At 71.4% G+C, this 15,300-nt stretch carries 9 protein-coding genes; 4 read left to right on the top strand and 5 right to left on the bottom strand.

The genetic code is table 11. The features are described from left to right. Positions 1 to 29: 29 nt before the first annotated feature. The gene (locus tag ABZU32_RS00295; protein WP_354915076.1) at positions 30 to 2,264 is read right to left on the bottom strand and encodes a hypothetical protein; all 2,235 of its coding nucleotides are present in this window, start codon (positions 2,262 to 2,264) and stop codon (positions 30 to 32) included. A gap of 178 nt (positions 2,265 to 2,442) precedes the next feature. Here ABZU32_RS00295 and ABZU32_RS00290 point away from each other — a divergent pair, with 178 nt between their 5' ends. Together ABZU32_RS00290 and ABZU32_RS00285 are read left to right on the top strand one after the other, a co-directional pair. After that, entirely contained in the window at positions 2,443 to 2,922 is a 480-nt protein-coding gene (locus ABZU32_RS00290) for a pyridoxamine 5'-phosphate oxidase family protein (RefSeq protein WP_354915073.1), read from the top strand. 115 nt (positions 2,923 to 3,037) lie between these two features. Further along, positions 3,038 to 4,000 (top strand): SAM-dependent methyltransferase, encoded by a 963-nt coding sequence (locus ABZU32_RS00285; protein ID WP_354915070.1) that lies wholly within the window; start codon positions 3,038 to 3,040, stop codon positions 3,998 to 4,000. Between the two features lie 79 nt (positions 4,001 to 4,079). Here ABZU32_RS00285 and ABZU32_RS00280 read toward each other — a convergent pair whose 3' ends face one another. Beyond that, entirely contained in the window at positions 4,080 to 5,600 is a 1,521-nt protein-coding gene (locus tag ABZU32_RS00280; RefSeq protein ID WP_354915067.1) for a M1 family metallopeptidase, read from the bottom strand. A gap of 656 nt (positions 5,601 to 6,256) precedes the next feature. Between ABZU32_RS00280 and ABZU32_RS00275 the strand changes: the two genes are divergently transcribed. Beyond that, a complete protein-coding gene (locus tag ABZU32_RS00275; RefSeq protein WP_354915064.1) occupies positions 6,257 to 9,382 on the top strand; it encodes a hypothetical protein in 3,126 nt (1,041 codons plus the stop codon). 81 nt (positions 9,383 to 9,463) lie between these two features. Here ABZU32_RS00275 and aceE read toward each other — a convergent pair whose 3' ends face one another. From aceE to ABZU32_RS00260, 3 genes are all read right to left on the bottom strand, one after another. Then, positions 9,464 to 12,133, bottom strand: a complete 2,670-nt coding sequence (aceE, locus tag ABZU32_RS00270; protein WP_354915061.1) for a pyruvate dehydrogenase (acetyl-transferring), homodimeric type — start codon at positions 12,131 to 12,133, stop codon at positions 9,464 to 9,466. A gap of 367 nt (positions 12,134 to 12,500) precedes the next feature. Next, positions 12,501 to 13,139, bottom strand: a complete 639-nt coding sequence (locus ABZU32_RS00265; protein WP_354915058.1) for a GntR family transcriptional regulator — start codon at positions 13,137 to 13,139, stop codon at positions 12,501 to 12,503. A gap of 192 nt (positions 13,140 to 13,331) precedes the next feature. Continuing rightward, on the bottom strand, positions 13,332 to 13,823 hold the full coding sequence (locus ABZU32_RS00260) for a MarR family transcriptional regulator (protein WP_354915055.1): 492 nt from the start codon (positions 13,821 to 13,823) through the stop codon (positions 13,332 to 13,334). Positions 13,824 to 13,924: 101 nt separating this feature from the next. On the opposite strand from ABZU32_RS00260, the gene ABZU32_RS00255 reads away from it, so the two are divergent. Beyond that, positions 13,925 to 15,265: an NAD(P)/FAD-dependent oxidoreductase gene (locus ABZU32_RS00255; protein WP_354915052.1), complete on the top strand. Its 1,341-nt coding sequence runs from the start codon at positions 13,925 to 13,927 to the stop codon at positions 15,263 to 15,265. Positions 15,266 to 15,300 lie beyond the last annotated feature (35 nt).

Here is a 15,300-nt window from a genome sequence, read left to right as displayed (position 1 = left end):
GCCGATGGACGCCACCCGGGCGCGCGCGGTCAGTTGGTCCGGGTGTTGGGCAGGTGCGCGCCGAGGTAGCCGACGTAGACCTTGCCCGTGGCGCCCCCCGAGTCGTCGTGGAAGTGCATGCGCGGCGCCGGGTACCCGACCGCGCGCAGCTTGATGTGGGCCTCCATGAGGATCTCGCCGCGCGGGTCGACCTCGGTCGGCACAGGGAAGGTCCGCGGGTCGCGGAACTTGTCGCGGCTGGTGACGCTCTTGGACTCGCGCATGACCAGCATCCCGGTCGGCACCCTGTAGCGTCCGGGCTCCCCGACGGCGCACCAGTCGTAGAATCCGCCGGCGAACTCCCCGCTGGAACGGGCGCGGGCGAAGTCGTTCAGCGCGTGCAGCGCGTCCCACGCCTTGCCGGCCCAGCTGCGGCGCAGCCCCGGGTAGACGACGTCCAGCCGCGCGGCAGGGGAGTCGGTGTCGCCGATCACCACGTGGGTGAGCCGGGACCTGGCCTCGACCAGCGCCTCGGCCAGGCTGCCGGGCTGGAACACCTCCTCGGGGACGGCGACGCCGTACATCGGGTGGCCGAGCGCGGCCAGCGCGCCCTCCAGCCAGCGCACCCGCTCGGCGAGCGTGCGCGCCGAGTCCACCGCGTCGGCGTACTCCTCCTGCAGCAGCCGGTAGGCGACCCGCGGGTCCTCCGGCTCGTCCGACGGGGCCGGGTCGTCGATGACCAGGTCGCGCAGGGCGTCCAGCCGCAGGCCCAGCGTGCGCACCTCGCGCAGGAGCCGCTGTCCGGTGTCCATGCCCGCCGCCAGCCCGAGGGCCGTCTCCAGTTCCTCGCGCACCTCCTTGACCACCAGCTCCGCCACCTCGTACGCCAGCCCGGGGGGCGCCTCCCCGGGCGCGTTCATCTCCGCCCGTACGCCCTCGCCCGCCCGCGCGCCCTCGTCCGCGCGCCGGTCCGCCCCTGCCTCCCCGCCCGCGTCCGCCGCCGCTTTCCCGCTGCCGCCCGCCGCCGCCTCTCCGCCCGCGTCCGCCTCCGGTTCCCCGCTCGCGTCCGGCCCGGTCGCCTCGCCCGCGCGTCCTGCCGTCGGCGCCTGTCCGGCCGCGTGGGCGGGTGAGGCGCCCGGCGCGGCCGAGGGGGGCAACGGCACGACGGGACGCCGGGGCGCCGGGACGGCCCCGGGCCCCGGCACGGGTGTGTCCCCTGGTCCGGGAGTGGGCGCGACGCCAGGGACGGGCACGGCGCCGGGGATGGGCGCGGCGCCGGGACGGGGGAGGGGCGTCGCCGCTGAGCCGGGACTCGGCGGGAAGGGCGCGCCCGCCGGGCCGGGACGCGCGGGCGGCGACATCAGCCGGCGTCGCAGTGCCTCGCGCGCCGGCCCGGAGGGCGCCAGGCGGGGGTCCAGCGCGCCCGCGAGGTCCCCGGACGGCGAGCGACCCACCAGCACCCGGTGGACCACCGGCAGGGCACGCCGTACCTCCTCGGGCAGGTCGGCGCCCGCGGACCGGCCGATCATGCCCTCGACGATCTTGCCGAGCGCCGCCTCCCCCTCCTCGCGCAGCTTGGCCGGGCGCATCGGCGGATGACGGTAGCTGTGGCGCTCGGTGGCCGGATCGAACGGCGCGGCGTAGGTGCGGATCGCCCCGCCGTACACCCCGAGATCCCGGCCGATCGCCTGGTTGAACAGGTCTTCGGTGGGTTTGTCGGCCAGCCGTACCACCACCCCGGCGCCGGCGACCGCGGCCGCCAGCCACTCCGCGCGCCCGGCGCTGCCCGGGTCGGGGGTCACCACGGCGATGGGCACGCGACGGCGCGGCTCGGTGAGCATATGGACGAAGTGCGACACTTCCTGCTCGGCCAGGACGACCGGCGCGTCCTCCAGGTGGACCGCGCCGTCGGTGATGCGATGGGTGCGCAGGTAGGCAGGGAGGAACCCCGGCGCGTGCGCCGTCCCCGAATGCCCGCCGCCGGATCGCTCCACGGTCACCACGACCCAGCCCGGCACCCGGTCGGTCCCGTCCAGGAAGACCGCTTCGGTGCGCAGCGCGCCGCCGTCGCACGGCTCCTCAAGGACATACCGGCCGCACTCGTCACGACGCTCCATGGTCAGCCGCGCCCCGCCCACCTCGTGCCGCGTCCGCTGCCGCGCGGCGTCGGCGGCCGGGAAGCCCTTCTCCTCTCCCCACCGCGAAAAGGTGCGATGCAGCCGGACCCAGATGGGCCTCGCGCCGTCTCGCAGTACAGCCTGGTACAGCCGTGTCGTGGACCCCACTGTCTGCCCTTCGGTCGGTCAATGGTGAAAGGTACGGCCAGGTCCCCCGTTCCTGTTGGACGCGAGCACCGCCGCGCCGGATGTCACGCACGGCCTACATGTTCACTCCGGAGAGTGATGCCTGGGCGGGAAACGCCAGAAGAGGGAACTGTCGGGGCCGTTCGGCACGATGGGAGGCATGGCTTCATGGCAGGAGATCGAGAAGGCCGTCCCCGAACTGGCCGCCCGCGTGACCGAGGTCATGGGCAAGGGCAAGCACAAGACGATGGCCACCCTCCGCAAGGACGGCTCGCCGCGCATCAGCGGCATCGAGGTCGAGTTCAAGCAGGGCCAGGTGTGGCTCGGCTCCATGCTCGGCGCCGTCAAGGCCCTCGACCTGCGCAGAGACCCCCGCGTGGCGATCCACAGCCCTACCAGCGATCCCGACGAGGCCGACCCGGGGCGCTGGAGCGGTGAGGCCAAGCTCGCCGGGAGGGCCGTCGAGATCACCGACGAACGGGTCCGCGAGGCGTACGGCGCGCCGCCCGGGCACGACTTCCACCTGTTCCGCGTCGAGGTCGCCGAAGTCGTCTTCACCCGCGTCGACGCCGACGGGCGGCATCTGGTGATCGAGATGTGGCACGAGGCCACCGGCCACCGCGTCGTGCGCCGCGAATGATCCGGTGCGCGGGGCCGCCGGGCCGTCATCGCCCTACCGGCGGGCGGGGCCGGGTGCGATGATCTCGGGTACGCGCCGGCGGACGTCGCGTAGCCGCAGTGCAGGAGAGTGCCCGGTGACAGACCACGCGACGCCCCTCGACCGGCCCCGGCCCCCTTCTCGCGACACCGCGCTGGACGAGGTCGCCGTGTCCCCCGGCGGGCCGGCGGAGCGGCCCGGGGCCGCCGCGGCCGCCGACGCGGCGTCGGCCGGTGCGCACACCTCGGACGGAACGCGGCCCGGTCTCGACGCGGTGCCGGCCGGGGTCGACACCTCGGTGCCGCACGCGGCGCGCATCTGGAACTTCTGGCTGGGCGGCGAGGACAACTACCCGGTCGACCGCGCGGCCGGCGAGCAGACCATGCGGGTGCTGCCCGAGATCGTGGACATCGCCCGCCACTCCCGGGCGTTCCTCGAACGGGCCGTCCGCTACCTGGTCGCCGAGGCGGGCATCCGCCAGTTCCTCGACGTGGGCGCCGGCCTGCCGACCGTCGACAACACCCACGAGGTGGCCCAGCGGGTGGCGCCCGAATGCCGGGTCGTCTACGTCGACAACGACCCGCTGGTGCTGGCGCACGCCCAGGAACTGCTGACCAGCACTCCCGAGGGCATGACCGGCTACGTCCACGCCGACGCGCGCGACCCGGAGGCGATCCTGCGGGCCGCGGCCGCGACGCTGGACCTCACCCGGCCGGTCGGCGTGATCATGCTGGGCGTGCTGCCGTTCGTCGGCGACGACGCCGAGGCCAGGTCGATCGTCACCCGCCTGCTGGACGCCGTGCCCGAGGGCAGCCACCTGGCCATCACCCACAGCACGAGCGCCGTCACCGGCGACCGGGTGATCGAGGCCGTCCGCCAGTGGAACGCGGTGGCGCCGGCCCCCTATCACCTGCGCACCCCCGGCCAGATGGCGGGCTTCTTCGACGGCCTCACGCTGCTGGACCCGGGCATCGTCTCCTGCCCCCGGTGGCGCCCGGATCTGATCTCCCTCCACGGCCTCCCTGAGATGGACGAGTTCTGCGCGCTCGGCCGCAAGTGAACCGGCCGCACCGGCGGCCGGCGTGCGCGGTCCCGGGCGGCGGTGCGGCTCAGAAGGTGTCAGGAGGTCTCGGGAGGTGTCAGGAGGTCTTCTCGGCCTGCGGCGCCGTCCAGTCCGGATGCCCCGGCATGGGCGGCACCTTGTCGCTGTAGAGCCACCCCTCGATGTAGGCGGTGAGGTCGCGCCCACTGATCTTGTTGGCCATGTCGATGTAGTCCCGGGTGGTCGCCGACGTGCCGCGGTACCGGTCGAAGAACGCGCGCTCGATGCGCGTGAAGACGGCGTCGCCGACCTGCTGGCGCAGCCCCGCGAGCATCAGCAGCCCTCCGTTGTTCCCGCCGGTCAGCACGTCCGCCGCCGTCTTCAGCCGGGCCGGAGGGCCGGATTCCACTCGCTTGCCGAACTCGAACTCATACCGCTGCTTGAGGATGTCGTCGAGCCGGTGGTATCCCTTGTCCACCGAATAGAGCAACTGGTAGTAGTCGGCGTGGCCTTCGCTGATCCACATGTCGTTCCAGTTCCGCACCGAGACGGCGTCGCCGAAGTACTGGTGGGCCAGCTCGTGGATCATCGTCGGGGCGATGTCGGGAGCCGGGCGCGTCAGCCCTTCGACGCTGAAGGTCGACAGCGTCGCCGACTCCAGGGCGACCCCGTCGTAGTCCCCCGGCACCCCGAGCACCCCGTAGGCCGTGTAGGGGAACCTGCGGCCGAGCCGCTTCTCCATCCACGCGACCTGGCCGGGGATGTCGTCCACCCGTGGCTTGGCCGCCTTGTACCGATCGGTCGCGATGTAGCTGCGGATCGGCAGCCCGTGCGGGCCGCGCGCCGTCGTCATCGTGAAATGCCCGACGGCCGCCTGCACGACGTGGGTCGGGACCAGGTCGCGGCCGGCGTAGGTGGAGGTGGTGCGGTCCCCGGTCGTGACACGTGATCGGAGGGTTCCGATGGCGACGGCCTGCAGGTCCTTCGGCGTGGTGATGCGGAAGGTGACCCGGGCCTTGTCGCTCGGCCGGTCGTCGCACGGGAAGAACATGTGGGCGCGGTCCGGCTGGCCCATGAGCGCGAACCCGTCGGGCTTGTTGATCCAGTGGTCGATGATGTGCGTGCCGGGAGGATAGGACGGCGACGGCGGGTTCTGGCCCCGGTCGACGCGGTAGGAGACCTCGACGCGGAAGCGCCGTCCCTCGCGCAGCGCGTGCCTGGGAGTGACCAGCAGCTTCTCGCCGGAGACTCTGAAGGCGGCCGGTTCGCCCTGCACGGAGACCGAGCCGACGTGCTCCACCGCCGAGTCCAGGCTGAAGCCGGACAGGGCCTGCTTCGCCGTGGCGGTGATGCGGACGGAGGAGTCCATCTTCAGGGTGCCGGGCCGGTAGTCGTACCGGATGTCGTAGGACTCGACGTCGTACCCGCCGTTCCCCAGGTACGTGAAGAGCGGGTCGCCGGCGGTGTGCGCTCCGGGCTTCGGCGCCTCGCGGCCCGGGCCCGCCGCCCAGGCGGGGGAGAGCGCGGTGGACATCGCCAGCGTCAGTGCCGACGCGGCGGTCAGCCTGGTCAGCCTGGTGAGCCGTCTGGTGAGCCGGGGGTTGATGCTGGAGGACAAAGGACCGCCTTCGGGGTGTCGGGGCGCCGCTTCCGGCGCGCTCGGACCACTTTGGGCGAGCGACATGTCCGGCCCGTCGGAGCACGGCCTTCACCGCCGCTCAGCCGTGTATCAACCGTGTACCGGCCGATGGACCGGCCGACGGACCGGCCTGGTGACGCGACGGGGCGGGCGAAAGTCGAGCCAGGACACATCGGATCTCTTTTAATCCGGACGTTCGCCTACTTATTTGGATGTATAGCCCTATAACGCCCAAGAAGCGTGGTGGCATGGGATGGCATGTCCGGGATGTGCATGCACGAATCTCGCGAGACCCTATTGACGGGGAAATTCATCCGATGTTAACTGCGCCTAACGGTTCTGAGGGAGGGGCTGTGCACCGCCTGGTGCCGAGGCGGCGCATGGAAACCCCCTCCACAGGGCCGCGCTGTGGAACAGGCCCGCGGCGTGCACCGCCGGTCGCCGATCACCGGCGTGCACGTCCGGGCCTCTCCCACCGGCGACCTCGCGATCCTTCCCCCTGACCGCGCACCACCACCCCATCACCGGCCGGAGCCCGGCCGCGTGACGATCGACCATGCCGCGATGCGTCCACCCGAGGAAACGAGGGGCGGCGACCACCACCAGGAGAACACCGAGAAAGGGTGATCATGGTGATGAGGTTCCTACGTTCGCTGCCGCTGCTCGCGCTCGCCGCGGGCCTGCTCGCCGGGACGCCGGCCGCGCCGGCGGCGGCCTCGACGACCGACGCCGCCTTCGACCAGACGGCCGGGGCGCTGAACGTCGACTACGCGAGCTACCTCGCCAAGCACGACGTCGTCTACAACCGGCCCAACACCAACCCCCTGTACGGCCTGACCGTGGGGAACGGCAGAACCGGCGCCATGGCCTGGAGCCAGAACGGCCTCACCATGCAGACCTCGGGCGTGGACCTGTCCGAGCAGTCCGCGTACGCGGCCGGGCTGGTGAACCTGGCGACCACCCCGAGCATGGAGTCGGGCTACACCACCTTCCAGCAGCGGCTCTCGCTGTACGACGGCACGCTCGTCACCAAGTACGACGCCAACCGCACCGTCACCGTCCTCGGGTCGCCGAACTCCGAGGTGATGGGCATCCACGTGGACGACACACGCGGCGGCGTCTCCGGCATCGCCCTCACGCTGAGCATGTGGGACCCGGCGACTGTGACCAACAGCGCGGACGTCCCGGACCTGACCACCTGGAAGACCGTCTCGACCTTCGCCGACGCCGCCGGCGCGGGCCTGAGCCGGGGGCAGGCCGACCCCAACGGCTTCGGCTACACGCTGGCCGCCACGGTCGAGGGCGCCGGGTACGCGACCCAGGTGGTCGACTCCCGGACGGTGCGGCTGACCATCACGCCGTCCTCGAGCTACACGATCTGGTTCACCGCGGCCAGCCGGATCAACGCGCCGAACCGCGACTCGGTCGCCCAGGCCAGAAGCCAGCTCTCGTCGGTCAAGTCGACCGGGTACTCCACCACGCTGAACAACTACCGCAACTGGTGGCACGCGTTCTGGGCCAGGTCGTTCGTCCAGTACTCGGGCCTGTCCGGCGACGCCGACTACCTGGAGAACCTCTACTACCTGTCCACCTACATGATCGCCGCCGCCGGCTACGGGAACTACCCGGCCCACTTCATCAACGGCGTCTTCCGCGCCACGCAGGACAACACCAAGTGGAGCAACGCCTACTGGTACTGGAACCAGCGCGACGTCTACCTGTCCTTCCTGGCCGCCAACCACCCCGAGCTGGTCGACCGGCACAACAACCTCTACAGCCGTAACTACAACGCGCTGAAGTCCTACACGCAGACGCGGTACGGCGTGGACGGCCTGTGGGTGCCCGAGACCATGGGCTGGGACGGCAACGCGCGCGGCACGGTCGGCAGCGACTACACCAAGAACATCCTGTCCACCGGGTACGAGGCCGCCTACAGCATGTACACGCGGTACCGGTACACCAACGACGCCGGCTACCTGCGCGACGTGGCCTACCCGTTCATGCGCGAGACCGCGAAGTTCTACTCGGCCATGCTGTCCTACGACAGCGGCACGGGCACGTACTACATGGCCAACTCCAACTCGCACGAGACGTACTGGAACGTCCGCAACGCCATCACCGACCTGGCCGCCGTGCGCAGTATCTTCCCGCTCACCATCCAGGTGAGCCAGCAGCTCGGCGTGGACGGCGGGCTGCGCGCCGGGTGGCAGAACGTCGTGGACCACCTGACCCCCTACGTCGTCTCCAACGGCGCCTACCAGCCGCACCAGCCGCCGATCTCCCAGACCCGCAACAACGAGAACGTCTCGGCCGAGCTGATCTGGCCCTACGACCTCACCGGCATCGGCTACCCCGACTACCAGACCGCCGTGAACACCTGGAACCAGCGGCCCTTCCCCTACGGCAACGTCTGGTCCAACGACGCGGTGCAGGCGGCCCGGCTGGGCCTCGGCGACCAGGCCTACAACGGCATGAAGACCATGCTGCAGAAGTACCAGAACTACCCCAACGGCATGACCGCCAACACCAACGGCGTCTTCGAGTACCTCGGCGTCCACCTCACCGCGCTCAACGAGTCCCTGCTGCAGAGCTACAACGGCAAGGTGCGCGTCTTCCCGGCCGTCCCGGGCGATTCCTCCTTCGTCGGGAAGTTCACGCTGCTCGCCAAGGACGGCTTCCTGGTCAGCTCGGAACGCGAGGGCGGCGAGACCAAGTACGTCGGGCTGAAGAGCCTCTACGGCAAGCAGGCCACCGTGGTCAACCCGTGGAGCGGCCAGCAGGTGCGCGTCCGCCGGACCTCCGACAACGCGGTCATCACGACGAGCTCGGCCGCCGAGATCACCTTCGCCACCGCGTCCGGCGCGGTGTACGTGGTCGAGCGCACCGCCAAGCCGCTCGGCTCCTACACCTCCGCCCGCCTCACCGGCGCCGCCAACCAGGGCGTCAAGACCCTGCGCAACACCGCCTCCACCCTCGGTCTCGGCGTCCCCGGCCAGAGCGGCGGCCTGGTCAACGACACCGAGCTGACCTATGACGCGAACTGGTACCAGACCACCGGCCGCGGCTACGGCGACTACAACGACGACACCCACCACACGACCACGGTCGGCGCCACCGCCCAGTACACCTTCACCGGCACGGGCATCGACTACCTGTCCGAGCGCAACGGCGACATGGGCAACGTGGACGTGTACCTCGACAACGTCTTCCAGGCCAACGTCACCCTGTACGCCGCGGGCGCCCGCCAGGCGCAGCAGGTCGTCTACAGCAAGACCGGCCTGTCCAACGGGCAGCACACCATCAAGATCGTCAACAAGGCGACCTCCGTCGGCATGGTCGACGCCCTGCGCGTCCGCACCCAGGCCACCGGGACGCCCTCGGTGAGCCTGCGCGCCCGCGCGAACGGCAGGTTCGTGACGGCCGTGGACGGCTCCCCGCTGATCGCGGGCGCCTCCAGCGCCGGCACCGGCGAGCAGTTCGAGCGCGTGGACCTCGGCAACGGCGGCATCGCCCTGCGCGCCCGGTCGAACAACCGGTACGTCACCGCCGAGAACGGCGGCGCCGACCCTCTCGTCGCCGACCGGGACGCCATCGGCCCGTGGGAGACCTTCCAGCAGGTCGCCAACTCCGACGGCACCATCAGCCTGCGCGCCCAGGCCAACGGCAGGTACGTCTGCGCCGACAACGGCGGAGCCGCCCCCCTCATCGCCAACCGCGACGCCGTCGGCGCCTGGGAGTCCTTCGACCTGGTGACGAGCTGATCCGCCCTGCCTCCGCGACCGTCCCGCCGGCCTGCCCCGGCCGGCGGAACGGTCGCGCCGACCGGCGCGACCCGCCCTGCGTCACAGCCCGTAGCGGGCGCGGGCCTCCTGGACGGTCTCCGGCTTGACCTCGCCGCGCCGGGTCAGCGCCGCGAGCGCCGCGACCACGATCGACTCAGGGTCGACCCCGAAGTGACGGCGGGCCGCTTCGCGGGTGTCGGACAGGCCGAAGCCGTCGGTGCCGAGCGAGTGCCAGTCCTGCCGCACCCACTGGCTGATCTGGTCGGGGACGGCCCGCATCCAGTCGCTGACGGCCAGCACCGGCCCGGGCGCGCCGTCCAACGCGCGGGTGACGTACGGAAGGTGATCCTCGCCCCTGAGCTGCGCCTCGTCGCAGGCCAGGGCGTCGCGGCGCAGTTCGCTCCAGGAGGTGGCCGACCACACGTCGGCGGCCACGCCCCAGTCGTCGGCGAGGAGCCGCTGGGCCTGGAGGATCCAGTGGATGGCGGTCCCGGAGGCGAGAAGCTGCAGGCGCGGGGCGTCCTCGGCCAGGCTCGGCGCCTGCTGGAAGCGGTAGAGCCCCTTGAGGATGCCCTCCTCCACCCCCTCGGGCATGGCGGGCTGGACCTTCGGCTCGTTGTAGACCGTCAGGTAGTAGAACACGTCCTCCGCGTCCGGCCCGTACATGCGGCGCAGGCCGTCGCGGACGATCACCGCCACCTCGTAGGCGAAGGCCGGGTCGTAGGCCAGCGCCGCCGGGTTGGTGGAGGCGATCAGGTGGGAGTGGCCGTCGGCGTGCTGCAGGCCCTCGCCGGTCATGGTCGTGCGGCCGGCCGTCGCGCCGATGAGGAAACCGCGGCCGAGCTGGTCGGCCATCGCCCACATCTGGTCGGCCGTGCGCTGCCAGCCGAACATCGAGTAGAAGATGTAGAACGGGATCATCGGCTCGCCGTGGGTGGCGTAGGAGGTGGAGGCCGCCGTGAAGTCCGCCATCGAGCCGGCCTCGGTGATCCCCTCGTTGAGGATCTGGCCGTCCGCGGCCTCCTTGTAGTACATGAGCATGTCGCGGTCGACCGGGTCGTAGGTCTGGCCGAGCGGGGAGTAGATGCCGGCGCTCGGGAACAGCGACTCCATGCCGAAGGTGCGCGCCTCGTCCGGGACGATCGGCACCCAGCGCCTGCCGGTCTCCTTCTCGCGCATGAGGTCCTTGACCAGGCGGACGAACGCCATCGTCGTCGCGATCTCCTGGCTGCCCGACCCCTTGGCGAGGGCCTCGAACGGCTTGGCCGCCGGCTCGGGCAACGCCACCGCGTGGACCCTGCGGGCCGGGGCGGGGCCGCCCAGAGCGGCCCGGCGCTCCTGGAGGTAACGCACCTCCGGAGAGTCGGCGCCCGGGTGGACGTAGGGGACCAGCTCCTCGTCCAGCTTGCTGTCGGGGATGGGCAGTTCGAGCAGATCGCGCATCTCGCGGAACTGCTTGCCGGTCAGCTTCTTCATCTGGTGGTTGGCGTTGCGCGACTCGAATCCGGCGCCCAGGGTGTAGCCCTTGACCGTCTGGGCGAGGATCACGGTGGGCGCGCCGCGGTGCTCGACCGCGGCGCGGTAGGCCGCATACACCTTGCGCGGTTCGTGGCCCGCCCGGGAGGTGCGGAAGCACTCGGCGATCTTCGCGTCGGTCAGCACCTTCGCCATCTCGGCCAGGGCGGGCTCGGCGCCGAAGAAGTGCTCGCGGATGTAGGCGGGCTCACGGGTCGCGTACGTCTGGAACTGGCCGTCGGGCACCTCGCGCAGCCGGCGTACGAGCGCGCCGGTGGTGTCGAGCGCGAACAGCTCGTCCCAGGCCGAGCCCCAGAGGGACTTGACCACGTTCCAGCCCGCCGCGCGGAACTGGGCCTCCAGCTCCTGGACGATCTTGAAGTTGGCGCGTACCGGCCCGTCCAGCCGCTGCAGGTTGCAGTTGATCACGAAGGTGAGGTTGTCGAGCCCTTCGCGCCCGGCCAGGGCGAGCGCCGCGGTCGACTCGGGCTCGTCCATCTCGCCGTCGCCGAGGAACGCCCACACGTGCGAGCCGGAGGTGTCCTTGATGCCGCGGTGCTGCAGATAGCGGTTGAACCGCGCCTGGTAGATCGCCGCCAGCGAACCCAGGCCCATCGAAACGGTCGGGAACTCCCACAGCCACGGCAGCCGGCGGGGATGCGGGTAGGAGGGCAGGCCGTCGCCGCCCGTCTCCCGCCGGAAGCGGTCGAGGTGCTCCTCGGTGAGCCGTCCGTCGAGGAAGGCCCGGGCGTAGATGCCGGGGGAGGCGTGGCCCTGAATGAAGAGCTGGTCGCCCGAGCCGTCGGCCTCCTTGCCGCGGAAGAAGTGCTGGAAGCCGGTCTCGTAGAGCCACGCGGCGGAGGCGAAGGTGGCGATGTGGCCGCCGAGGCCCAGGCGGCTGCCCCGGGTCACCATGGCGGCCGCGTTCCAGCGGTTCCAGGCGGTGATCCGCCGTTCCATGGCTTCGTCGCCGGGGAACTCCGGCTCGGCCGCCGTGGGGATCGTGTTGAGGTAGTCGGTCTCCAGCAGATGTGGCAGCGCCAGACCGGCCCGCTCGCCGTGCTCGAGCGTGCGGCGCAGGAGGTAGGCGGCGCGGCTGGGCCCGGCGGCCTCGGTGACGGCGTCCAGTGAGGCCGCCCACTCGGCGGTCTCCTCCGCGTCGCGGTCGGGGAGCTGGTCGAGAGGGCTCCGCTGGTCACGCAGGGGATCGCTCATGGGGGTCGCCTTCCAAGTGGCCCGCACCTCGGTGGAGGACGAGACGGTGAGAAAGGGCCCTGCCGGCCGGACAGGGCGGAGGAGCAGGTGAGCTCGCGGACCACTGTACGACTGATCGATGATCGATCAAAACAGGGGGTCCATTTTTCGCTAAACGAAAGGAAAGCGATATTTACCAACGCCGCCTGGCGCGGGGTCCCGGCGTCATGGTGCGGCGTCTGGGTTCGGTGTCACAGCTCGGTGTCTAGGTCTGGTGTCTAGGTCTGGTGTCATGATGCGGCGTCTGCGTTCGGTGTCACGGTTCGGCGTCCAGATCCGGTGTCACGGCTTCGGCCGTGCCGGCGGCCGCCGCCATCGGGGACGGGCCTCAGTCCCCAGGGGAGGGGCGGCGCGGTGCGCAGGCCAGGACGTGCTCCTTGACCAGCCGGCCCACCCCCGGATCGCGCCGCCGGAAGGCCGCGACGACCGCCTCGTGCTCCTCCGCGTAGGACTGCTGGTGGGTGCCCAGCCAGCGGATGGAGAGCGCGGTCCACACCTCGATGCCGAGCGACTCCCAGGTGTGCAGCAGGACGGCGTTCCCCGACGCCCGCACCAGCTCCCGGTGGAAGGCGACCGTGTGGCGCACCTGGGCCTCCGCGTCGCGTCCGCGGTCGGCCTCGTACAGCGCGGCCACCTGCGGCTCGAGGACCGAGACATCCTCGCCCAGCCGGGGCGCGGCCAGCTCGGCGGCGATCTGCTCCAGCCCCGCCCGCACCGGATAGATCTCCTCCAGGTCCGCCACGGTGAGGTCGCGCACCCGGACCCCCTTGTTCGGCGCTGACTCGATCAGCCGCAGCCCCTCCAGCTCCCGCAGCGCCTCCCGGACGGGGGTCTGGCTGACCTCGAGCTCGACGGCGACCCGCCGTTCGACGATGCGCTCGCCGGGCTTCCAGCGTCCACTGACGATGCCCTCCACGATGTACTCGCGGATCTGCTCGCGCAGCGAGTGGACGACGGGCGAGGCCATGAGTGCTCCTTGGAAGATCGCCGCCCGCCCGGTCCGTGTGCCCGGGACTCGCACCGTCGCGCCGGCGTCCGTACCGGTGGCCCGGCCGATGGGGATCGGTGAGCGGTCATCTGCCCAAAAGACTAGTACGCCCCGCCTCCCCGGCCAGGCGCGAGCCGCACCGTGCGCCGCCGGCCCGCCGCCGGCGCCGGGTCAGCGGACGCGCCGCCCGGCCTGGGGCATGCCGCGGACGCGGTCCAGGTGCCGTTCGTACAGCTCCCGCGAGCCGGTGAGGAAGCCGATGATCAGCTCCAGCTCGTCGGCGGTGTAGGAGGCCGCGATGGACCGGGCGCCCTCCTCGGCGATCGGCCCGTAGATGTCGCGGCCTCGGCGCGTCGCGTCCGGTGTCACCCGTACGACGACCTTGCGGCGGTCGGTGGGATCGGGGGAGCGGGTCAGGTAGCCGAGCCTCTCCAGCCGGTCGAGCATCGCGGTGACGCTGCCCGTGGTGAGCCCGAGCGCCGAGCCCAGCTCGCTGGGCGCCGCCGTCTCCCGCTGCATCAGGTACTCCAGGCAGCGCAGGTCGGTGCGGTTGACGCCCAGGCAGGCGGCCGCCGCGTCGTCCAGCGCGTCGACGGCCGACTGGTGCGCCTGCGACTCCACGCCGAGCCGCTCTCTCAGACGGTCCGGATTTTCCCTTGACATTCAAGTACCTCGACTATCAAGCTAATATTCCCCTTGAACATCAAGATAGTCGACGTCCAAGGAACACTGCCTGCCTGTTCGTTGCCGGAGGAGAGCGTCTCATGAAGGTGATCATTATTGGGGCCGGTACGGGCGGAATGTGCCTCGCCCACGGCCTGAAACGCGCCGGCGTCCCGGTGGAGGTGTACGAGCGCGACCGCACGCGCGCCGACGGCCTGCACGGCTACCGAGTCGGCATCGACCCCACCGGCAACCGCGCGCTGAAGGAATGCCTGCCGCCCGAGCTGTTCGACGCCTTCACCGCCACCTGCGCGCGGCCGCCCAGGTACTTCAACGTGTTCACCGAGCGCCTGAAGCGGACCGCGTCCTTCCCGCTTCGCGAGGACACCGACCCGGTGAACAGCGAGCGGTCGGTGTCCCGGATGACCCTCCGCCAGGTGCTCCTCACCGGCATGGAGGACGTCGTCCGGTTCGGCAGGACCTTCACCCACTACGAACGGCACGCCGACGGCACGGTCACCGCCCATTTCGCCGACGGCACCTCCGCCACCGGTGACGTGCTCGTCGCCGCGGACGGCACCAACTCCCGGGTCCGCCGGCAGTACCTCCCGCACGCCGAGGTGAAGGACGCCGGAGTCATCGCGATCTCGGCCAAGGTCCCCGTCACCGAGGAGACCCGGGCCCTGCTGCCACGCGAGGCGTTCCACGGCATCTCCCTGGTCTTCGCCCCCAAGGGCAGGTTCTGCGTCTGGCACGTCATGGAGTTCGACCGGCACGACGCCGCCGGGACCGGCGTCGGCGGGAACGACGCCGATCTCATCGAGCGCCGGCCCGGCCTGCTGTACGACAACACCCGTGACTACATCAACTGGGGCTTCTCCGCCGCGGCCGGCCGGTTCCCCGGGAACGTCATGGAGATGCGCGGCGAGGAGCTGATGCGGCTGACCCTCGGCATGACCACCGGCTGGCATCCGGACATGCGCAGGCTGTTCGCCCTGGCGGACCCCGGGAGCTGCTTCCCGATCAAGATCCGCACCTCGGTTCCCGTCGAGCCATGGGAGACCACCACGGTGACCCTGCTCGGCGACGCGATCCACACCATGACCCCCGGCCACGGCGTCGGCGCCAACACCGCCCTGCGCGACGCCTCCCTGCTGTGCCGGGAACTGACCGCCGCGCACAACGCCGCCAAACCCCTGCTGGACGCCCTCCGCGCCTACGAGGCCGAGATGATCCCCTACGGCTTCGCCCGGGTGGCCGACTCGCTGGCCCAGAACGGCACCAGCGGCCACGACCCCCTCCACAGACCCGTGATCGGCCGCGCCGTCCTCGCCCTGACCCGCACGTACTTCTTCCTCAGCAGCCGCATCCCGCCCCTGCGGGAGAAGTTCCTCACCGACCTGCACACCTACCGGGGCGGCGACGAAGCCGCCGCCCTCTGAGGCGGTGCGGGGAGCGGCGGACGGAGTCTCGCGCC

Origin of the sequence: Sphaerisporangium sp. NPDC005288 (assembly GCF_040607475.1) — a bacterium.
GTDB classification, from domain to species: domain Bacteria; phylum Actinomycetota; class Actinomycetes; order Streptosporangiales; family Streptosporangiaceae; genus Sphaerisporangium; species Sphaerisporangium rhizosphaerae.
Note: the sequence above shows the minus strand (reverse complement) of the source record. Positions and strands in the feature narration are given on the sequence as shown.